This is a genomic window from Zavarzinia sp. (assembly GCF_049306435.1).
Taxonomy (GTDB): domain Bacteria; phylum Pseudomonadota; class Alphaproteobacteria; order Zavarziniales; family Zavarziniaceae; genus Zavarzinia.
The window spans coordinates 1-20365 of record NZ_JBAQRT010000375.1; the positions used below are offsets into that span (position 1 = coordinate 1).

General features: G+C 66.8%; 19 protein-coding genes. 13 read left to right on the top strand and 6 right to left on the bottom strand.

What is annotated here, in order from left to right; all coding sequences use genetic code 11:
• Positions 1–1209, bottom strand: a 1209-nt coding sequence (locus WAZ62_RS21370) for a HAMP domain-containing protein (protein ID WP_422645553.1), incomplete at its 3' end; no start/stop codon positions are given.
• Between the two features lie 196 nt (positions 1210–1405).
• Between WAZ62_RS21370 and crcB the strand changes: the two genes are divergently transcribed.
• The 7 genes from crcB to WAZ62_RS21405 all read left to right on the top strand — a co-directional run bounded on the left by crcB (position 1406) and on the right by WAZ62_RS21405 (position 8417).
• Complete coding sequence (gene crcB, locus WAZ62_RS21375; protein WP_422645554.1) at positions 1406–1789, top strand: fluoride efflux transporter CrcB; 384 nt, start codon at positions 1406–1408, stop codon at positions 1787–1789.
• The gene (locus WAZ62_RS21380) at positions 1786–2802 is read left to right on the top strand and encodes an RluA family pseudouridine synthase (protein ID WP_422645555.1); all 1017 of its coding nucleotides are present in this window, start codon (positions 1786–1788) and stop codon (positions 2800–2802) included. Before crcB ends, WAZ62_RS21380 begins: the two co-directional genes overlap by 4 nt.
• Positions 2799–3497, top strand: a complete 699-nt coding sequence (locus tag WAZ62_RS21385) for an ATP12 family chaperone protein (protein WP_422645556.1) — start codon at positions 2799–2801, stop codon at positions 3495–3497. The genes WAZ62_RS21380 and WAZ62_RS21385 overlap by 4 nt, the downstream gene beginning before the upstream one ends.
• Positions 3498–3682: 185 nt before the next feature.
• Complete coding sequence (locus WAZ62_RS21390; RefSeq protein ID WP_422645557.1) at positions 3683–5215, top strand: acyl-CoA carboxylase subunit beta; 1533 nt, start codon at positions 3683–3685, stop codon at positions 5213–5215.
• 18 nt (positions 5216–5233) lie between these two features.
• On the top strand, positions 5234–7237 hold the full coding sequence (locus WAZ62_RS21395; RefSeq protein WP_422645558.1) for an acetyl-CoA carboxylase biotin carboxylase subunit: 2004 nt from the start codon (positions 5234–5236) through the stop codon (positions 7235–7237).
• A 66-nt stretch (positions 7238–7303) separates the two neighbouring features.
• The gene (locus WAZ62_RS21400; protein WP_422645559.1) at positions 7304–7579 is read left to right on the top strand and encodes an acylphosphatase; all 276 of its coding nucleotides are present in this window, start codon (positions 7304–7306) and stop codon (positions 7577–7579) included.
• 145 nt (positions 7580–7724) lie between these two features.
• Positions 7725–8417 carry a hypothetical protein gene (locus tag WAZ62_RS21405; protein WP_422645560.1) on the top strand — a complete coding sequence of 231 codons (693 nt, stop codon included), beginning with the start codon at positions 7725–7727 and terminating at the stop codon, positions 8415–8417.
• On the opposite strand, the gene lipB is transcribed toward WAZ62_RS21405, so the two are convergent.
• Positions 8418–9110 carry a lipoyl(octanoyl) transferase LipB gene (lipB, locus tag WAZ62_RS21410; RefSeq protein ID WP_422645561.1) on the bottom strand — a complete coding sequence of 231 codons (693 nt, stop codon included), beginning with the start codon at positions 9108–9110 and terminating at the stop codon, positions 8418–8420.
• A gap of 71 nt (positions 9111–9181) precedes the next feature.
• On the opposite strand from lipB, the gene WAZ62_RS21415 reads away from it, so the two are divergent.
• Entirely contained in the window at positions 9182–9418 is a 237-nt protein-coding gene (locus tag WAZ62_RS21415) for a FliM/FliN family flagellar motor switch protein (protein ID WP_422645562.1), read from the top strand.
• 6 nt (positions 9419–9424) lie between these two features.
• On the opposite strand, the gene WAZ62_RS21420 is transcribed toward WAZ62_RS21415, so the two are convergent.
• A complete protein-coding gene (locus tag WAZ62_RS21420; RefSeq protein ID WP_422645563.1) occupies positions 9425–9868 on the bottom strand; it encodes a GtrA family protein in 444 nt (147 codons plus the stop codon).
• Positions 9865–12519 (bottom strand): glycosyltransferase, encoded by a 2655-nt coding sequence (locus WAZ62_RS21425; RefSeq protein WP_422645564.1) that lies wholly within the window; start codon positions 12517–12519, stop codon positions 9865–9867. The genes WAZ62_RS21420 and WAZ62_RS21425 overlap by 4 nt, the downstream gene beginning before the upstream one ends.
• A gap of 490 nt (positions 12520–13009) precedes the next feature.
• On the opposite strand from WAZ62_RS21425, the gene WAZ62_RS21430 reads away from it, so the two are divergent.
• The 3 genes from WAZ62_RS21430 (at position 13010) to WAZ62_RS21440 (ending at position 16813) form a co-directional block, all read left to right on the top strand.
• Positions 13010–13945: a LysR substrate-binding domain-containing protein gene (locus WAZ62_RS21430; RefSeq protein WP_422645565.1), complete on the top strand. Its 936-nt coding sequence runs from the start codon at positions 13010–13012 to the stop codon at positions 13943–13945.
• A gap of 100 nt (positions 13946–14045) precedes the next feature.
• Complete coding sequence (locus WAZ62_RS21435) at positions 14046–16028, top strand: PhoX family protein (RefSeq protein WP_422645566.1); 1983 nt, start codon at positions 14046–14048, stop codon at positions 16026–16028.
• Positions 16029–16192: 164 nt separating this feature from the next.
• On the top strand, positions 16193–16813 hold the full coding sequence (locus WAZ62_RS21440; RefSeq protein ID WP_422645567.1) for a TetR/AcrR family transcriptional regulator: 621 nt from the start codon (positions 16193–16195) through the stop codon (positions 16811–16813).
• A gap of 3 nt (positions 16814–16816) precedes the next feature.
• Here the strand turns inward: WAZ62_RS21440 and WAZ62_RS21445 are convergent, their stop codons facing one another.
• Positions 16817–17431 (bottom strand): LysE/ArgO family amino acid transporter, encoded by a 615-nt coding sequence (locus WAZ62_RS21445; RefSeq protein ID WP_422645568.1) that lies wholly within the window; start codon positions 17429–17431, stop codon positions 16817–16819.
• A complete protein-coding gene (locus WAZ62_RS21450) occupies positions 17428–18360 on the bottom strand; it encodes a DMT family transporter (RefSeq protein WP_422645569.1) in 933 nt (310 codons plus the stop codon). Before WAZ62_RS21450 ends, WAZ62_RS21445 begins: the two co-directional genes overlap by 4 nt.
• A gap of 163 nt (positions 18361–18523) precedes the next feature.
• On the opposite strand from WAZ62_RS21450, the gene WAZ62_RS21455 reads away from it, so the two are divergent.
• Positions 18524–18979, top strand: a complete 456-nt coding sequence (locus WAZ62_RS21455) for a DUF3592 domain-containing protein (RefSeq protein ID WP_422645570.1) — start codon at positions 18524–18526, stop codon at positions 18977–18979.
• A gap of 74 nt (positions 18980–19053) precedes the next feature.
• Positions 19054–20244, top strand: a complete 1191-nt coding sequence (locus WAZ62_RS21460; protein WP_422645571.1) for an MFS transporter — start codon at positions 19054–19056, stop codon at positions 20242–20244.
• Positions 20245–20365 lie beyond the last annotated feature (121 nt).

Below are 20365 nucleotides of genomic sequence, written 5' to 3' on the forward strand. Positions count from 1 at the left end.
GGCCCGGGTTTCGGCTTCGCGCTGGCGCTCGCGCTCGGCTTCGGCCCCCCGGCGCATGGTCTCGGTTTCGGCCTGGAGCCGCTGGTTGTCGAGGGCGGATTGCTTGAACACCTCGACCGCCTTGGCCATGGCGCCGATTTCATCGCGCCGGCCGAGCGAGGGGACCTGCGTGTCCATGTCCCCGGCGGCGAGGCCGGCCATGGCCCGTTCCATCCCGCGCAAGGGCGATGACAGGCCGCGCCCCGTCAGGAAGCCGGCGCCGATGGTGATCACGGCGGCGGCGACGATGGCCAGGATCATCAGCAGGCGCAGGTCGTCGACGGCGGCGAAAACCTGACCGGCCTCGACCCGGACAAGGGACGACCAGCCGAGGCCGGGAAAACGGCCCGAGCCTTCGGAATGGGCATAGCCGACGAGACGCACATCGCTTCCCGCTGTCCGCAGGATCGCGCCGCTCTCGCCCGCGAGGGCCTTGCGCACCGTCTCGTCCATGTCGATGGCGGCCCCCTGGTCAAGGCCCTGGCCCGCCTCGGGGCCCCGCTGGTCCATCACGACCTTGCCGGCTGTGTCGAGCATGACCAGTTCGGCCGAGGGCAGGCCGTCCTCCGCCAGGTGTTTCTGATACTCGACCAGCGTGTCGGCGACGAAGGACGGATTGGCGAAATTCACCCAATAGGCGATGGTGCGGCTGCCGGGCGGCATGACCGGGGCCGCGAAGGTCAGGACATAACCGGGCTTGCCCGTCGCCTCGACGACGAAGGGCGAGATCGCCGGCCCCTCGACATAGGTGCCCGTCAGACCGTCGCGGCCTTCGAGATAGCGGCCGCTCGAGACATTCAGGAACCACGCCTCGCCGGCCATGCTCCGCCCCATCAGGGGCAGGGCATTGATCTTCTCGCCCGAGGCATTCTTCGTATTGACCGCGATGACGACGCCCTCGGTATCGACCAGCATCATCAGGTCATAGACCCCGTAGGACCGGACATAGCCGTTCAGCGCCTCGATCAGCGGATTGCCGAGTTCGGTGTTGCCCCAGTTGTCGGCGTCATAGGCGGCGGTGTTGAGGGCGAAGGCCTGTACGTCGCCATAGCGTTCGGCCAGGGTGCGGTCGACCGAATCGACCATCTGGTCGGCGAGGTTGTGGAAGCGGCCGTAGAGCGCGTCGCGCGATTGGCCCTCGCTGGCCAGATAGATGAAGAACAGCAGCAAGGCCGGCACAAGTCCGAACGCGGCGAGTAAGAACGTAATCCTGCGCTGAATGGACATGGCTGTCCCGCTCCCCATTTTGTTTGTATGAGGCATTTTGTGCGCGCAAAGGTAAACGGGACGTAACCATGTTGCCGTTGACCGCCGCTATCGCTAGCGTGCCCGCAGGAATAATGACCTGCGGCGAAAGGTTTTCCGGGTGATCGGTCCCTATCTGATGGTGGCCCTGGGCGGCGCAATCGGCTCGGCGGCGCGGCTTGGCGTGGTGCGCCTGGGCCAGTCGCTGTTCGGCGCCGGGTTTCCCATCGGCACGCTGGCGGTCAATTTCATCGGCAGCGCCGTCATGGGGCTTCTGGCCGCGATTCTGGCCGGGCGGCCGGGCGACGACGGCCTGCGCCTTTTCCTGATGACCGGCATTCTCGGCGGTTTCACGACGTTTTCGGCTTTCTCGCTCGACGCCTATGCGCTCTGGTCGCGGGGCGAGGCGGGAATGGCCGTTCTTTATGTTCTCGGTTCGCTCGTGCTCGGCCTTGCCGGGCTTGGCGCTGGTCTCGCCCTCGGGCGGTCTTGGGGTGCGATATGAATGCCGTCACCATGCGCAAGGTCGAGTTGGTGGATGCCGATATGCGCGTCGACCGCTGGTTCAAGCGCCATTATCCGGACCTCGGTCACGGAAGGCTGGAGAAATTGCTGCGCACCGGCCAGGTGCGGGTGAATGGCGGCCGGGTGAAGGCTTCCGACCGGCTGCTCGTCGGTGACGAGATTCGCGTGCCCCCGCTGGGCGAGGCGCCGACGCCAACGCCAACGGTTTCCGCCGCGCCCCGGGCGATTTCCGCCCGCGCGCTCGAGATCGGCGAGACCCTGAAAAAGGCCATCCTGCATCGCGATGCCGATGTCATCGTCCTCAACAAGCCGCCCGGCCTCGCCGTTCAGGGCGGCAGCGGTCTCGATGACGCGCATCTCGATGCCGCCCTCGATTCCCTGACCTTCGAGGCGGAGGAGCGGCCGCGCCTCGTCCACCGGCTGGACAAGGATACGTCCGGCGTTCTCGTCCTTGCCCGCAACCGTCAGGCGGCGACGGCCCTGACCAAGGCCTTCCGGGCCCGCGATGCCGCCAAGACCTATTGGGCGCTCGTCGTCGGAATGCCGAAACCGATGCGCGGCCGGATCGATCTCGCCCTCGCCAAGGAAGGGCCGGCGGGGCACGAGAAGATGCGCACCGTCCAGCGCGACGACGAGGACGAGGACTCGAAGCGCGCCGTCACCTTCTATACGGTGGTCGAACAGGCGGCGGGCAAAGTGTCCTGGCTCGCCATGCGGCCCCTGACCGGCCGCACCCATCAATTGCGCGCCCATGCCGCCTTCCTCGGCACGCCCATCGTCGGTGACGGCAAATACGGCGGCGCCGAAGCGTTTCTCACCGGCGGCATTTCGCGGAAACTGCATCTGCACGCAAGGGGGATCGATATCGCCCATCCGGCTGGCGGGCGCCTGAAGATCGAGGCGCCGCTGCCCGCCCATATGGCGGAGAGTTTCAAGCTGCTCGGCTTCGAGGCCTCGCGGGGCCGGGATGTTTTCGCGGATCTGGATGAATGAAGCGATTCTGGAAACAGGCGGCGGCGCGGCCCGCCGCCACGGGCGGCTATACGGTCACGCTCGACGGCAAGCCGATGCGCACGCCGGCCAAGCGCCCGCTGGTGATGTCCAGCCTGGCGCTGGCCGAGGCGGTGGCGGCCGAGTGGAACGAGCAGCCGGCGGATTTCAATCCCGAGACCATGGCGCTGACCCGTTTCGCCAACACGGCGGTCGATCGCGTCGCCGACCTGCGCGACGAGGTGATCGAGGAGATGGCCAATTGGGCCGGCACCGATCTCGTCAGCTACCGCGCGGCCGAGCCGGTTGAACTGGCCGAACGCCAGCGGGAAGCCTGGGACCCGTGGGTGGAGTGGCTGCGTCGGCGTTTCGATGTCGACCTCAAGGTAACGGCGGGGCTGATGCCGATCGCCCAGGCGCCGGAGACGGTCGATCGCATGGCGGCGGCACTTTCGTTCCGTGGCGACGAGGAACTGGCGGCGCTTCATACTTTGGTCGGCATTCTCGGCTCCCTAGTGCTCGCGCTCGCGGTCGCCGAGGGTGAACTGGCGCTGGATGATGCCTGGAGCGCCAGCCGTACCGACGAGGATCATCAGGCCGCGCATTGGGGCGAAGACGCCGAAGCGGCCGCGAGAGCGGTGCAATTGCGCGCCGATCTCGGCCATGCCCACCGCTTTCTTCGCCTGCTGAAGGCCTGAAGCCGCCGCCTTGGGGGCGTGCCCCGGCCGCTCGCCGGGATTTCATCCACCGGGGGGACACCGACTTCCGTCATGCTGGAACATGACGGCGAATGATGGTACGAGACCCCCCAGTCTTTCGCGTCCGCGGCATCCTGCTGTCGCACCGCGGCCGCCCGAAAGCGGCGCGGCTCTAGGGGGAACTGATGCACCATATTCTCCGCCAATTGGAAAAAAAGCGTGAAGAGGCCCGCCTCGGCGGGGGGCCGAAGCGGATCGTCGCCCAGCACGCCAAGGGCAAGCTGACCGCGCGCGAACGTGTCGAACTGCTTCTCGACGCCCATTCCTTCGAGGAATACGACATGTTCGTCGAGCACCGCTGCGCCGACTTCGGCATGGCGGAACAGAAGGTCGCCGGCGACGGTGTCGTGACCGGGTGGGGCACGATCAACGGTCGTCAGGTCTTCGTCTTCTCGCAGGATTTCACGGTGTTCGGCGGCTCGCTGTCCGAATCCCACGCCGGCAAGATCTGCAAGATCATGGACATGGCGCTCAAGGTCGGCGCGCCGGTGATCGGGCTCAATGATTCCGGCGGCGCCCGCATCCAGGAAGGCGTCGCCTCGCTCGGGGGCTATGCCGACGTGTTCCTGCGCAATGTCGATGCCTCGGGCGTCGTGCCGCAGATCTCGGTCATCATGGGGCCCTGCGCCGGTGGCGCGGTCTATTCCCCGGCCATGACCGACTTCATCTTCATGGTGAAGGACAGTTCCTACATGTTCGTCACGGGTCCCGACGTCGTGAAGACCGTGACCCAGGAAATCGTGACGCAGGAAGAACTGGGCGGCGCCGTCACCCATACCGCCAAGTCCTCGGTCGCCGACAACGCCTTCGAGAATGACGTCGAGGCGCTCTACGAGACCCGCCGGCTGTTCGACTTCCTGCCCCTGTCGAACAAGGAAAAGCCGCCGGTCCGCCCCAGCTTCGACGATCCGGAACGGGTCGAGATGAGCCTGGACACCCTGGTCCCGGCCAATCCGAACAAGCCCTACGACATGAAGGAGCTGATCCTGAAGATGGTCGACGAGGGCGACTTCTTCGAGATCCAGCCAGCCTTCGCCAAGAACATCCTGACCGGCTTCGCCCGTCTCGAAGGCTCGACCGTCGGCATCATCGCCAACCAGCCGATGGTCCTCGCCGGCTGCCTCGACATCGACAGCTCGCGCAAGGCCGCCCGTTTCGTGCGCTTCTGCGATGCCTTCAACATTCCGATCCTGACCCTCGTCGACGTGCCCGGCTTCCTGCCCGGCACGGCGCAGGAATATGGCGGCATCATCAAGCACGGCGCGAAGCTGCTCTTCGCCTATGCCGAGGCGACGGTGCCGAAGGTCACGGTGATCACCCGCAAGGCTTACGGCGGCGCCTATGACGTCATGAGCTCGAAGCATCTGCGCGGCGACGTGAACTATGCCTGGCCGACCGCTGAAATCGCGGTGATGGGGGCGAAGGGCGCGGTGGAGATCATCTTCCGCACCGAAATCGGCGATGCCGAGAAGATCGCCGCCCGGACCGCCGAATACGCGGCCAATTTCGCCAGCCCCTTCAAGGCAGCCAATCGCGGCTATATCGACGAGGTGATCATGCCTCACTCGACGCGCCGCCGGGTTGCCCGGGCCTTTGCGATGCTCCGTAACAAGGACATCCAGACGCCCGCGAAGAAGCACGACAATATTCCGCTCTGACCGGCTGGTGGTTTTACAATGTTCAAGAAGATCCTGATCGCGAACCGCGGCGAGATCGCCTGCCGCGTCATCAAGACCGCCCGCAAGATGGGCATCAAGACCGTGGCGGTCTATTCCGACGCCGACGCCGACGCGCTCCATGTCGAGATGGCGGACGAGGCCGTGCATGTGGGCGCCCCGCCCGCGGCCGAGTCCTATCTGATCATCGACAAGATCGTTAAGGCCTGCCTCGACACCGGCGCCGAAGCGGTTCACCCCGGCTATGGCTTCCTGTCCGAGAAGGCGGATTTCTGCGCCGCTCTCGAGAAACACGGCATCAAGTTCATCGGCCCGAACGTCCGCGCCATCGGCGCCATGGGCGACAAGATCGAGTCGAAGAAGCTGGCCGCGGCCGCGGGCGTCAACACCGTCCCCGGCTATCTCGGCGTCATCAAGGATACCGACGAGGCGGTGAAGATCGCCGCTGAAATCGGCTATCCCGTGATGATCAAGGCTTCGGCCGGCGGCGGCGGCAAGGGCATGCGCATCGCCTGGAACGAGGCCGAAACCCGCGAGGGCTTCCAGTCCGCGACCAACGAGGCGCGTTCCTCCTTCGCCGACGACCGCGTCTTCATCGAGAAGTTCGTGACCTCGCCCCGTCACATCGAGATTCAGGTGCTGGGCGACAAGCACGGCAACATCATCTATGTGAACGAGCGCGAATGCTCGATCCAGCGCCGCAACCAGAAGGTCATCGAAGAGGCCCCGAGCCCCTTCCTCGACGAGGCGACCCGCAAGGCCATGGGCGAACAGTCCGTCGCCCTGGCGCGGGAAGTTGCTTACGACAGCGCCGGCACGGTGGAATTCATCGTCGACGGCGACCGCAACTTCTACTTCCTCGAGATGAACACCCGTCTGCAGGTGGAACATCCGGTCACCGAGCTGATCACCGGCATCGACCTCGTCGAGCAGATGATCCGCGTCGCCTATGGCGAGACGCTGAAGATCAAGCAGTCGGATGTCGGCATCAATGGCTGGGCGATCGAATCCCGCGTCTACGCGGAAGATCCGACCCGTGGCTTCCTGCCCTCGATCGGCCGCCTGACCTATTACCAGCCGCCGGCCGAAGGCCCCGATGGCAATGGCGCCATCATCCGCAACGACACGGGCGTTTTCGCCGGTGCCGAAATCTCGATGTACTACGATCCGATGATCGCGAAGCTGTGCACCCACGCGGCGACCCGCGAGGAAGCGATCGACGCCCAGCGCGCGGCGCTCGATGCCTTCTACATCCGGGGCATCAGCCACAACATCAGCTTCGTTTCGGCGGTGCTCGGTCACGAGCGCTTCCGGTCGGGCCGTCTGACCACCGGCTTCATCGCCGAGGAATTCCCGGACGGCTTCACCGGCGCGACCCTCAGCGCGTCGGCGCTCGACAATCTGACGGCGGCCTCGGTCGTCCTGCATCGCCGCACGCAGGAGCGCGAGGTCAAGATCTCGGGCCAGATCCCGCATCATGGTCGCAAGCTGCAGACGCAGTATGTGGTCCAGGTCGGCGACGAGAAGCGCCATGTCAGCGTCGAGACGGCCGAGGGTGGCTATGACGTGAAGACCTTCGACGGTCACGTCCTCGCCATCCGCAGCACCTGGAATCCGGGCACGCAGATCCTGCGCGGCACGGTGAACGGCAAGCCGATCATCGTTCAGGTCGAGAAGAAGGGCGAAGGCTTCCGCCTGTTCCATTCGGGCGCCGAGGTGATCGCCGTGGTGCGCACGCCGCGCGCGGCCGAACTCGCCACCCTGATGCCGGTGAAACTGCCGCCCGATACCTCGAAGTTCCTGCTCTGCCCGATGCCGGGCCTCATCGTCTCGATCAATGTCGAGGAAGGCGAGGAGGTGAAGGTGGGGCAGACCCTGGCGGTCGTCGAGGCCATGAAGATGGAAAACGTCCTGAAGGCCGAACGCGACGGCAAGGTCGTCAAGGTCAAGGGCAAGAAGGGCGACAGTTTCTCGGTCGACCAGGTGATCCTCGAATTCGAGTGATCGCGGCATCGGGAAACAAGGCCCCGGCGGACCACCGCCGGGGCCTTTTGCTTGCGAGGGGGCCTGATGAAAACCATTCGTCTCATGATCTCCGGGCGGGTGCAGGGCGTCGGCTTTCGCCATTTCACCCGTGATGCCGCCGCGGCGCTCGGCATCGATGGCTGGGTGCGCAACCGGATGGATGGCCGTGTCGAGGCCCTGGCCCGGGGCAGCGACGAAGCCCTGAAGGCCTTCCGGGCGGCCTGTCGACAAGGCCCGCCCGCTTCCCGTGTCGACGATATCGCCGAACAGGCGGACGACAGCGTGCCAGGCAGCGGCTTTTTCCAGGGGCCGACGGTTTGAGTGCACGCGGCACTTGCACCAAAAGTTAACGGCCTCGGGTCCAAGGTGGAGCTGCCCGCCGAACGCAGGGAACCTCCGCTTCCGCGGCGGGTTGACGTTCAGGGGGGCGGATTGCAACAACAGGCGCATTCGCCTTGGAGCCTCGATGTATCGGTTACTTACCTGGGCCGTCGGTGTCCTCGCCCTTGCCACCGTGCTGGGCGCGATCGGCTATGACCTGACGACGGAGCGTATCGCCCAGGCCCATGCCGCCATGGCGCCCAGCCCCACGCGCCCGGCCGGTGAAATTTCCAATGAAGGTGTGGAGCGGCTGGTGGTCATGCCGCTGCAGCCGGGCAGCGACGCGCGCCGACCGATTCGCAGCCCCGATGGTGGCCCGACGATCGAGCGGATGCGCGAGGAGATGGGGGCGGCCGTGCGGCTGACCGCGAGCCTGCGGTCCACGGACCAGGGGCCCGAAGGCGCCGCCATCATCGATATTCCGCCGACGATCGCCCACAAGCTGACCGGCGGACTGGCCCGAATCACCCTGTGGGCGAGGGCGGATCGCAAGCAGCCGGCCGATGAATTCGGCGTCGCCCTTTCGGTCGATGGTCAATTCACCGGCTGGGTCCGCTTTCCCGTCGGCACCGCGACCTACGAAAGCTACAGCTTTGTCGTGCCGGTGCCCCCCAGCGCCGCGGGCAAGCCGCTGCAGGTCCTGATCGCGCCCGACACCAAGGGCAGCACGGGCGCCATTTCCGCCAGCCATCTGATCATCGACCGCATCCTGAAGCCGGGCGAGCCGGAGCCCCCGATCGATGCGCCGCCGGTCGCCGAGCCGCCCGCGGCGGAGTGATCAGCCGGCATGTCGGACCAGCGGCAGGCCGAAAACCTCCTCGAACGTATCGAGGAGGGCGACGTCGACGTCGGCCATGGTCACCGGCAGGCCGAGGTCGACCAGCGAGGTGACGCCGTGCTCGCTGATGCCGCAGGGCACGATGCCGGTGAAATGCGACAGGTCCGGCTCGACATTCAGCGACAGGCCGTGAAAGGTCACCCAGCGCCGGACCCGGACGCCGATGGCGGCGATCTTGTCTTCGCGGGTGAAGGGCGCTTCGCCCCGGGTCACCCAGACACCGACCCGGCCGTCGCGCATCTCGCCCTTCACGTTGAAGCGGGCGAGGGCGGATATCACCCATTTTTCCAGCTTGCAGACGAATTCGCGCAGGTCCCGGCCCCGGCGCGACAGGTCCAGCATGACATAGACCACCCGCTGGCCCGGGCCATGGTAGGTGAAACGCCCGCCGCGTCCGGCGTCATAGACCGGGAAGCGGTCGGGGGCGAGCAATTCGAGCGGATCGGCGCTGGTGCCGGCGGTATAGAGCGGCGGATGTTCCACCAGCCAGATCCGCTCGGGCGCGCGGCCCTCGTGGATCGCGGCGACCCTCTCTTCCATGAAGGCGAGGGCGGCCGGATAATCCGTCAGGCCGGGGGCGACGACCCATTCGATGGTGTCACTCGCGGCATCGGCGGCGGAAGACAGAGGCATTTGCAAGAAGTCCTGTTAACCGGATGCTAAGCCTGCGCGACGACACTGGACCCAGCAAGCGGGAGGCGCGCGTGTCCGCAGTCGGCGAAGTCTACATCGATATATCGGTGGTGCTCGGTCAATCGACCATGCCCATTCATCAATTGCTGAAGATGGGCCGGGGCGCGGTCATCGAACTGGACAGCCGCGAGAGCGAGCCGGTGATGATCCTCGCCAACGGCCGGCCGATCGCCCGGGGCGAAATCGTCATCTCGGGCGAGCATATCGCGGTCTCGGTCACCGAACTCCTGTTCGGCAACAACCGCTGAGCTCTCTCAATCCCCGCGGGGGCGGAAGGCGAGGCGGCGGGCCGCGGCATAATTGAACACGAGCCCGGCCAGCGAACCGCAGACGACGGCGATCGCCGGCACCGCGCGGGCGACATCCCACCAGGTCACCATCACGGCATAGACCGCGTAATTGACACCGAGACCGCCGAGCTGGCTGGTCGCGAAGACCGCCCATTGCCGGATCAGGGGCTGCCGCGCCGCATCGCCGAAGGTGAAGCGGCGATTGGCGAAAAAGGTGAAGCTGACGGCGCAGAAGAAGGAAAACACCCGGCCGGAATAAAGGTCGAGGCCGAGGACATGCAGGGCGAAATAGAGGGCGCCGATGTCGACCAGGGCCCCGGCGGCCCCCACGAGCGCGAAACGAAAGAAGCGGCCGCGCAGGAAGCCCCGGATCAGGACTTCCAGGCGCGGCCGCGCCGTTTCACTCAATGCCCCGTGCCCGGCGTGTGCACCGAGGCGTTGGCCGGCGCCTCGACCCGGGGCGCCGGCCGGCCGAAGGGTAGCCAGCGCAGGCCCGGCACCGCCGAGATCATCGATAGCACGAGCGCCGCGAGATAGGGCAGCGACTGCACCAGCATGACGGCGACCCAGACCCAGGACTCGCGGTCACGCTCGCCATAGACGATGGCGACGGCCGCCGCCGCGGCCCAGAGCATCAGCATCAGCGCGGTTTCTTCCCGGGCGTTCAGCACGCCCTGGATCGCCGCCGGCTTGTCCTCGCATTTCGGCGTGCGCAGGAAGGGCTTTTCCTTTTTCACGAGGCCGATGGCGAAGGCCTTGCCGACCGTGTAGGTCAGCGCGAGGCCGGCGATGGCCGCGCCCGCCGCCTGGGTCATCGTGCAGGGCACGCGCTTGGCATAGAGCGAGAAGGTATAGGCCAGCTTGAAGCCGAAGACCGCCAGGGTGGGCACCAGGAACAGGGTGACCGGGAAGGCGAAATATTCCGGCAGGACCAGCAGGCCGACGGTCCAGATCAGGCCGGCGACCGTGAACATCAGGTTCATGGCGTCGGCGAACCAGGGCGCCCAGCCCATGATGAAGTGATACTTCTGGGCCAGGGTCAGGCCGGTCTTCCTGAAGGGGTTCAGCCAGGAGGCGCGGCCGCGCAGGATCTGCATCGCGCCGAAGGCCCAGCGGAAGCGCTGGCCGCGATAGGAGGCGAAACTGTCGGGCGTCACGCCCCGGCCGAAGCGGTGGTTGATATAGACCGACTTCCAGCCTTCGTTCATCAGCTTCAGGCCCATCTCCGCGTCTTCGCAGATGGTCCAGGTCGACCAGTTGCCAACCGCTTCCATGGCTTTCCGCCGCACCAGGGTCATGGTGCCGTGCTGGATGATGGCGTCGCGCTCGTTGCGGATCGACATGCCGATGTGGAAGAAGCCGGCATATTCCCAGTTGATCATTTCCTTGAAGGCGTTGCCGGCCCAGTCGTAATGGTCCTGCGGCGCCTGCACGAAGCCGACCTTTTCCTCGTCGAAATAGGGGATGGTCGATTTCAGCCAGTCGGGTTCGACCAGATAGTCGCTGTCGATGACGCCGACGACTTCGGCGTCCGGCGCGGTCTGGCCCATGGCGTAGTTGAGCGCGCCGGCCTTGAAGCCCTTGCAGACCTCGAGGTGGAAGAAGCGGAAACGGTCGCCCAGCAGTTCGCAATAGGCCTGCACCGGCTGCCAGATCGCGGGGTCCTTGGTGTTGTTGTCGATGATCAGGACTTCGAGATTCGGGTAGTCGAGCCTGGCCAGGCTGTCGAGGGTACGGCGCACCATCTCGGCCGGCTCGTTGCAGATCGGCAGATGCAGCGAGACCTTGGGCCAGTGACGCTCGCGCTCGGTGGCGGCGGGCAGGCGATAGGGCGTGAAATGCCGCTTCTGCGCCCGCGCGAACAGGCCCTCCGACATCTCGAAGCCTTCGGCCAGGATCAGGGTCAGCAGGAACAGCATGCCGAAGGAGAGTACCGACCAGACCGCGATCATCGGCAGGTTCAGATACTGGGTGGTGCCGTAATGGACGGTCCAGACCATCAGGTTGGCGGCGACCAGGATCAGGCCGCCGAACAGCAGCTTGCCCTGGGGCTTCAGGTTGTTCGACTTCGCCAGGAAGTAGCCGAGCGGGCCAAGGGCGATGGCGGCGGCGATCAGCGCCAGCAGCGACCAGTCCTTCACCGCGGTCACTTCGCCCGACAGGGGGAACTTCGGCTCGCGATAGGCGTCGAAAATGCCCCAATAGGCGCCGACGGCCCCTTCGATCTGCCGCTTCCACGGCTGGTCGAAGGCTTCCATGATCGAATAGTCCCAGCCACGGGCGCGGGCCAGCGTCAGGAAGTTGCGGATGAAATCGGCTTCATTGTCGAGGCTGGGGGTCGCGCCGTCGCGCATGCGGCCATCCGACGGCCAGCCGATTTCGGAAATGACGATCTTCTTGCCGGGATAGGCACGGGCGATCTGGTCGTAGCGGCGGGCGATATAGTCCAGCGACTGATCGGCCGGCACGCCTTCCCAATAGGGCAGCAGATGGACGGCGATATAGTCGGTCGCCTCGACAAGCTCGGGGTGATCGAGCCAGACATGCCACGGCTCGGCGGTCGAGACCGGCTGGTCGACCTGGCGCTTCACGTCCTTGATGATGCGGATCAGCTCGGGCACCGTCAGGTCGCCGCGCAGCACCGCCTCGTTGCCGACCATCAGGCGCTTGACGTTGGCGTTGTCGTTCGCCATGCGCACCAGGCCGGCGATTTCCTGCTGGTTGCTGTCCTGGCGCTTGTCGAGCCAGGCACCGGCGATGACGAAGAGGCCATGGCGGGCGGCCATGGTCGGAATCTCTTCCTGGCCGTTCAGGGTCGAATAGGTACGGATGCCCTGCGCCACCGTGGCGACGGTGGCGAGATCTTCATCGATCTGCGCAGGAGAAGGGTTGTTCCCTTCGTTAGGGTTCTGGTCGGCCCGGTGCGGGTCGAAGGACAGAGCCTGAATCGAACCCTCCCAGTCGACCATGTCGGTGGAACGGTTCAGCCATGCCCAGGCGCCCGCGTGGGCGGCCAGCACGACAAGAAGTACAGCGATATTGACGGCTATTTTGCGCATCTGTTTGTGACCCGGAACTGCGTCAGTGCATGAACCCATGGCCATGGCCCCCGGTTCCTTCGCCACTGCAACCGATCGGCCTTCCTGATCGCACGGGCCGCATGCAACCGGCGCATGGGCACCGCTTGGCGGGGTCGTGAAAAACTGAAGGCTGAACGGGGACAAAGGCGGAGCGGGACGACCGTATCGCCGCACCGGCCATCCGGTCGCGGCCATCCGGCCTAGTCGCATGGCGCGACAACTGCGGCGCCTCGGGCGGGAGGCGAAGTCCCTCATTCTTGGGCGTGCCCCGGCACCCCTGTACCGGCACGGGCTGACGCACCGCCACATTTCCGACGCAGTTGCGGAAATTTGTCCAGATGGGTCAACGACGCCGATCGAAATGAATCGACTCTGCGGCAGCCCTGCAACAGGGGGCGGGTATCTGAAATCGAGGTGCCGAAGCAGCCCGACCGCGCTAGATTGCCGGGATCATTGCCGGAAGCTGTCCTTGTCCCGTCGTCTGCCGCCGCTCGTCGCCCTGCGTGCCTTCGAGGCCGTCGCCCGTCTGGGCGGGACGCGCCGCGCGGGCGAGGATCTGAACGTCAGCCACACCGTGATCAGCCGGCACCTGCAGAATCTCGAAGCCTGGGCCGGCGTTCGCCTGATCGAGCGCGAGGGCCGGGGCATCGTGCTGACCGCCGAGGGGCGGCGCTACCACGAGCGGATCGCGAGCGCCTTCGATATGATCGCGGCCGCGACCGAGGATCTGTCGCCCCGGGGCGGCGCGGGCGAAATGCGCATCTTCTGCGCCCCCGGTCTTGCCGTTCGCTGGCTGGCGCGGCGCCTGGCGGCCCTGGAAGCCGCCTTGCCGGGGGTCGAGATCATCCTGCAGCCGACCGACCGCAGCCCCGATTTCGCGAAGGGCGAGGCCGATGCCGAAATCGCCTTCAACCCCCGGCCGGTGGCGGGCGCCACCGAGACCGTGCTGGCGGAACCCCGCTTCTTTCCGGTCGCCAGCCCGACTTTCGTGTCCCGGCGCGGCCCCTTCCTGCATCCGCGCGACATCGCCGCCGCCCCGCTCATTCACGAGGAAAGCCGGGAACAGTGGCACCTGTGGCTGGACCGCGCCGGCCTCGACCCGGTGCCGCCGCTGCATGGTCCCCGGCTGTGGCACGCCGACGCCGCGATCGAGGCCGCGTTGCAGGGCCAGGGCATCGCCCTTGGCAATATCCTGCTGGTCGGCGACGACCTTGCCGCCGGCCGGCTGGTCGAGGTGATGGCGACCGACATCCGCTTCGGCGCCTATGTCCTGCGCACCCCGGCGGCGGCGCGGGACAGCCGCAATGTCGCCCGTCTCGGCCGGTGGTTGTCACTGGCCCTCGAAGAAACCCTGATCGGCGAGGTATCCGGTGGCCTGACGGCCCCGCCGCCACCGTCTTCATAAGAGATTTTCCGATCTGTCGCGGAATTGTAGCCGTTTGAATTTGTAATCCCGATCGCCAATGACGGCCTCCTGCCGGGGCCGCATGACGAGGGGATTTCAAATGTCTGATTTCGAAGCCGAGGACCTGCGCAAGCGCAGCCTGTCTTCCGAGAATACCTTCGAGGGTCTGGTCGACGCCCAGCTGAGCCGCCGCGGCTTCCTGGTCGGCGCCGGTGCCGTCGCCGCGACCGCCGCCGCCACCTCCGTGATCACCTTCGGCGTTCCGTCCGAAGCCCAGGCCGCGACCGGCTTCACCACCGTCGCCGAGACCACCGCCGATACCGTGACGGTGCCGCCGGGCTACAAGTTCGACGCCCTGCTGCCGTGGGGCGATGCGCTGTTCGAGGGCGACGCCGCCTGGGGCCATGGCGCCGGCGAGATCAATGGCGGCAACCTGACCACCGCTGAACAGAACCGCCGCGTGGGCTATAACCACGACATGCTGGCGATGTTCGCCAATCCGTTCGGCTCGCCCGCTTCGGTCGCCGCCCAGATCGCGGTGTTCAACCAGGAATACACTGACCCGACGTCGATGTTCCCGGGGTACAAGGCCGGCAATCCCAGCCGCAACCATGTCGACGTCGAGCTCGCGGCCCATGGCATCACCATCGCCGGCATCCGTCTCGTCGGCGACACCTGGGTGCATGACAAGGCCATGCGCGTCGGCGACACCGCCGAAGGCGCCCTGGTCGCCCGCCGCGTCACCGGCACCACCCGCTTCACGGTCGATGGCCCGGCCAAGGATGATCCGCGTCTCGCGGGCGCCGTCGTCGGCACGCTGAACAACTGCGCCGGCGGCTTCACGCCCTGGGGCACCTATCTGTCGGCCGAAGAGAACTTCAACCAGTATTTCGCCAACGCCAGCGGCGTGCCGGCCGGCCGCACCAAGGACAATTTCCGCATCCTCGGCATGACCAACGGCGCTTCCGAGCGTCGCTGGGAGAAGTTCCACGACCGTTTCGACCTGACGAAGAACCCCAACGAGGGCTTCAAGTTCGGCTGGGTGGTCGAGGTCGATCCCTATGATCCGACCCGTCGCCCGGTGAAGCACACCGCGATCGGCCGCTTCAAGCATGAATGCGCCACGGTCGTCGTGCAGTATCCGGAAGCCCAGACCAAGGGTAAGGTCGTGGTCTATTCCGGCGACGACGAACGCTTCGACTATGTCTACAAGTTCGTGACCGACGGCACCTACGACTCGACCAGCCCCCGCGCGAAGAGCCACTTCTCGCTGCTGTCCTCGGGCACGCTCTATGTCGCGAAGTTCAACGCCAACGGCACCGGCGAATGGCTGCCGCTGACCATCGACAACCTGAACACCGTCGCGGCCGGCGCCTTCGACGATCAGGCCGACATCTGCCTGCGCACCCGCGAAGCCGGTGACGCGGTCGGCGCGACCCCGATGGACCGTCCGGAAGACGTCGAGGCGCCTTGCGATCCGGTGACCTTCGCCGGCACGGGCAAGGTCTTCATCGCCTGCACCAACAACAGCAACCGCGGTGGCTCGGCCAACCGTCCGACCGGCACCGTCCGTTCGGGCGCGATCGATGCCGCCAACCCGCGCGCCAACAACCGCACGGGCCACATCGTCCAGATCAACGAGACCGGCAACGACCACACCTCGACCACCTTCGCCTGGAACATCTATCTCCTGGCCGGTGACCCGAAAGCCGCGACCGGCGCGGTCGGCGACGTGAAGGACACGTTCTTCGGCGATCGTTTCGGCTCGCCGGACAATGTCGCCTTCGACAAGCGCGGCCTGCTGTGGATCTCGACCGACGGCAATCCGAACAGCTATCCCTGCAACGATCAGGTGCTGTGCACGGAAGTCGCCGGTAACGGCAAGGTCCGCGTGAAGCGCTTCCTCGTCGGCCCTGCCGGCGCGGAGATCTGCGGTCCGCTGTTCTCGCTCGACAACACGACCTTCTTCTGCAACATCCAGCACCCCGGCGAAGGCCGCGCCAGCACCTTCCCGTATGGCGCCGAAGCGCGTCCGGCCCTGGTGGCCGTGCGTCGCACCGACGGCGGCATCGTCGGCAACTGATCAGCCATCCGACACCGACCAAGGAAGGGCCCGGCGGCAACGCCGGGCCCTTTCGCCTTGCCGCCGCCATGGGGGCCGAAGCCTGACCAAAAGCCGGCCTTCGTCTGCCAAAGGCCTGCCTTCGTCTGATTGACATGTTGTCATGTCTGGCCCCAAATGCCGCCATGGTTGATATCGCTGAAGATCAGGCCTCCGGGGCGCGTGGCGCCCGTCGCCGTCAGGAAAGCCGCCGCCGCCTGCTGGCCGCGGCCCGGAAACTCTTTGTCGAGCGGGGCTATCACGCCACGCGGCCGCAGGACATCGCCCGCGAGGCCGAGGTCGGCAATGGCACCTTCTATCTGCATTTCGCCGACAAGCGGGACATCTTCCTCGCCTTCGCCGAGGAAGCCTGCGCCGAGATCGAAGCCGCGATCATCGGTCCGCTGACCGGGCCGGAGCCGTGGAATATCCGCATTCTCAACACCCTGAAGGCCGCCCTCGCCTTCGAGGAGGGGGAGCGCAAGGTGATCGCGGCCGCGCTGATGGATTTGTCGATCATCGATCCCGGTCCCGAAGTGCCGACCATCCGTCCGCGCGACCGCCTCGCCAAACTGACCGGGGCCGCCCTGCGGGAAGGCATGGACGCGGGGGAAATCCGCGCCGACCTCGATGCCGAACTGATCGCCCATTCGTTGCTCGGTCTTGTCGAGCAGGCGGCCTATCACGCCGAGCGCAGCAATCTTTCGAAGGAAAAGGTGCTGGAGACGCTGGCCGGTTTCGTCATCGCGGGTCTTGCCCGCGCCTGAGGCTCAGAGCGACAGGACAAGGCCAAAGGCGATCGACCACATGACGAGGGCGATCAGGCTGTCGAGCACGCGCCAGGCCATGGGCCGGGCGAACAAAGGCGCCAGCAGCCGCGAGCCGAAGCCGAGGCCATAGAACCAGACACCGGAAGCGAGCGCGGCGCCAAGACCATAGGCCAGGCGGCCCTCGCCCTCGAAACGGGCCGACAGGCTGCCCAGCAGCACCACCGTGTCCAGATAGACATGGGGGTTGAGGAAGGTGAGGGCGGCGCCGGTCGCCAGCACCGCGCCGAGACTGCCCACATCGCCGCCCGACGCCTGCAGGCCCGCTGGCCGCAAGGCCCGGCGGAAGGCGATCAGGCCATAGACGGTCAGGAACCCGGCCCCCGCCAGCGTGATCCAGAACAGCAGCGCCGGCATCCCCTGAATGATCGAGCCAAGGCCGCCGACACCGGCCCCGATCAGCAGGGCGTCCGACAGGAAGCACAGGGTCGAGATGGCGAAGACATGGCGCCGCATCAGGCCAAGGCGCAGGACATAGGCATTCTGCGCGCCGATGGCGACGATCAGGCTGGCACCGAGCAGGAAGCCCTGACTGGCGGGCAGCAGAAGTCCGCTCACGGCCGCGTCTGTCCCGGCGGGACGATCGCCCCGCTCGCCAGCGCGACGCCCAGGGTGCCGGTCAGGATGCCGATGACCTGCACGAAACTCGGCCATTCGTCGAGCACCGGAATCGCCAGCAGGGCGGCGGCGGCCGGCACCAGCGCGGTGAGGGCCGAGGTGCCCGATGCCCCGATGCGGCCGATCGCGATCGAGAAGGCGAGCAGCGAGACGATGGAGGTCAGAACGCCCTGAAACCCGGCTTCGATGGCGATGGTGCCCCAGGACAGGCTGGCGATGCCCGGGTCGAGGAACAGGGCATAGACCGGCAGATAGAAGGCGGCCGAGACGGTGGCGACGATCGCCGTCGAATGCAGCGGATCGAGGCCGTAGTGGCGGACCAGCACGGTATAGCTCGCCCACAGCAGGGCGCCGGCCATGAACATGACATCGCCCAGCAGCACAAGGGGGCCAAGCCCGGCGCCGAGCACCGCCTCGAGCATCAGGATCGCGGCGGCGGCGAGGATGAGGCCATAGCCGATCAACCGGGGCCGGCTGAAGCGCTCGCCCAGGAACAGGCGGGCGAGCAGGGCGGTCGCCAGCGGCACGCCGCAACAGATCAGCACGCCCGAATGGGACACCGGGGCGAAGGCATGGCCGCCCCCGGCCAGCAGGACATAGGGTGCCCCGGCGGTGCCCGCCAGCGCCAGCACGCCGCGAACGCCAAGGCGTTTCAGCGGCAGGCCCCGGCGCAGCAACACGGGCAGCAGCAGAAGCCCGGCGGTGGCGAAACGCAGCGCGACCAGATCGGTGATCGCCATGGTGCCGCGCATGTCCATGCGGGTCACCACGGTCCAGCCGGCCCAGATCGCCACGCCCAGAAGGGCGAAGGCATAGCCGCCGACCACGGACGAAGGCGCGGGGGCGAGGGCGGGCTGGGCGATCGTCATCGGGGCGGGCCCTTCATGGCTCGGGAGGCGCGGATGGTGGCCGAAGCCCGACTGCCCGAAAACTGTGCATCTTCGGCATGTGCCATGTCCTGTCCACATGACGGGTTGATGCCGACCGGACCCCGCGCGAAACTGCGCCGGCAACGGGAATCGGGACGACGGCATGGCGGACGGGCTGAGCTATGGACTGGCGGGCATTCTGGTCGTCATCGCGGCGGTTCTGGCCGCCATGGCCTTCGCCGAGCGCGCGCGCTGCCGTGCCATGCTGACCTGGCCCGTGGTCAAGGGCACCGTTGCCGTGACCGGCCTCGACGCCGAACGAAGGGTCCATCGCCATGCCGCGCGGCTGATGCATATGCCGACGATCGCCTATCGCTACAGCGCGGGCGGCGCCGACCATATCGGCAGCCGCATTTCCAATCAGAACATCCTGTTCGAGCGCGAGGACGAGGCGGTGCAATTCCTGTCGCGCTTTCCATCCGGCACGGTGGTCGATGTTCATTACAATCCGGTCGCGCCGAACGAGGCGCTGCTGCAGCCCCGCGTCCCGGACCCGCGCCCGCGCCTGATCGGGGCCGGGATCGCCCTTGTCGCGGCCGTGCTGCTGATCGTGCTTTGATGATCGCCTTCCCCGCCGCGCCATGCCACAAAGGCCGATAACGCGGGAGACATAACCCGAGCGGGGAGGAAGGCGTGGCGGCGGTCGCAACGGAGAGACGCGTGATCGCCATCGTCACGGCGATCCAGTTCGTCAATATTCTCGATTTCATGATGGTGATGCCGCTCGGGCCGGATTTCGCCCGGGGCCTTGGCATCGATCCCGCGCATCTTGGCCTTGTCGCCGGGGCCTATACGGTCGCCGGTTGCCTGTCCGGCCTCATTGGCGCCCTGGTGCTCGACCGCTTCGAGCGGCGCAGCGCGCTCATGGTCTGCCTCGCGGGGCTTGGCCTCGGCACGATCGCCGCCAGTTTCGCCGTCGATCTTGGCACGCTGGTGCTGGCGCGGGTGATCGCGGGCCTGTTCGGCGGGCCATCGACCGCGCTTGCCCTGTCGGTGATCGCCGACAAGATTCCGGAGGAGAGACGGGGCCGGGCGCTGGGCATCGTCATGGGCGGTTTCGCCATCGCCGCCGTCGTCGGCGTGCCCGCGGGGCTGGAACTGGCCCGGCTGGGCGGCTGGCGCCTGCCTTTCCTCGTTGTCGGCGGCGCCATCATCGGGATCGCGCTTGTCGTTCGTCTCGCCCTGCCGTCCGGGCGCCGACAGGGTGGCGGCTCGATGGCGCGGCTTGTTTTCCTCCGCCGGCCGAACACGGCGCTGGCCCTTGCGGCGGTTGGCTGCGCCAACATGCAGGCCTTCCTCGTGCTGCCGGCGACCACGGCCTATCTCCAGTTCAACCTGGATTTCCCCAGGGAAGACATGGGCCTGCTCTATATGATCGGCGGGGCGCTCAGTCTTGTCGGCATGAGGGTGACCGGGCGGATGGTCGACCGTTTCGGCACCGCGCCGATCAACGGCGCGGCGACGCTGCTGCTCTCGCTCCTGATGTTCGGGGCTTTCGTTCTGGTGCCACCGCCCTTGCCGCTGCTAGTGCTGTTTCCGCTGTTCATGCTGGCGATGTCGGCCCGCAATGTCGGCACCCAGACCCTGATGTCGCGGGTGCCTTCGCCGACCGAGCGGGCGGGGTTCATGTCGCTGTCCACGGCCGTGCAGCATCTGGCGGCCTCGGCCGGGGCGGGGATCTCCAGCCTGCTGCTGACCAGCGACGCGGCCGGCCGCCTGACCGGCATGGCGAGCCTCGCCGGCCTCGCGATTTTCTTTGCCGCCCTGGTGCCGATGCTGCAGCTTGCGATCGAGCGCCGGATGGGGCGGGGGATCGCACGATGACACGCATCGCCATCGACCATGAAACCGCGCTGTCCCGGCTTCATCGCAAGTGCCGCTTCATGCGCCGGGCCTTGCGCGAGGCGGGCGCGCCGCCGCCGCGCATCCGCGCGCCGGGCTTTGG

Bases quoted from the DNA above. Each gene is read 5' to 3' on its own strand.
- WAZ62_RS21425 (WP_422645564.1), bottom strand. From the start codon at position 12,519: ATGCGCAAAATAGCCGTCAATATCGCTGTACTTCTTGTCGTGCTGGCC.
- WAZ62_RS21390 (WP_422645557.1), top strand. From the start codon at position 3,683: ATGCACCATATTCTCCGCCAATTGGAAAAAAAGCGTGAAGAGGCCCGC.
- WAZ62_RS21440 (WP_422645567.1), top strand. From the start codon at position 16,193: ATGGTTGATATCGCTGAAGATCAGGCCTCCGGGGCGCGTGGCGCCCGT.
- WAZ62_RS21395 (WP_422645558.1), top strand. From the start codon at position 5,234: ATGTTCAAGAAGATCCTGATCGCGAACCGCGGCGAGATCGCCTGCCGC.
- WAZ62_RS21385 (WP_422645556.1), top strand. From the start codon at position 2,799: ATGAAGCGATTCTGGAAACAGGCGGCGGCGCGGCCCGCCGCCACGGGC.
- WAZ62_RS21455 (WP_422645570.1), top strand. From the start codon at position 18,524: ATGGCGGACGGGCTGAGCTATGGACTGGCGGGCATTCTGGTCGTCATC.
- WAZ62_RS21405 (WP_422645560.1), top strand. From the start codon at position 7,725: ATGTATCGGTTACTTACCTGGGCCGTCGGTGTCCTCGCCCTTGCCACC.
- WAZ62_RS21400 (WP_422645559.1), top strand. From the start codon at position 7,304: ATGAAAACCATTCGTCTCATGATCTCCGGGCGGGTGCAGGGCGTCGGC.
- lipB (WP_422645561.1), bottom strand. From the start codon at position 9,110: ATGCCTCTGTCTTCCGCCGCCGATGCCGCGAGTGACACCATCGAATGG.
- WAZ62_RS21380 (WP_422645555.1), top strand. From the start codon at position 1,786: ATGAATGCCGTCACCATGCGCAAGGTCGAGTTGGTGGATGCCGATATG.
- WAZ62_RS21450 (WP_422645569.1), bottom strand. From the start codon at position 18,360: ATGACGATCGCCCAGCCCGCCCTCGCCCCCGCGCCTTCGTCCGTGGTC.
- WAZ62_RS21435 (WP_422645566.1), top strand. From the start codon at position 14,046: ATGTCTGATTTCGAAGCCGAGGACCTGCGCAAGCGCAGCCTGTCTTCC.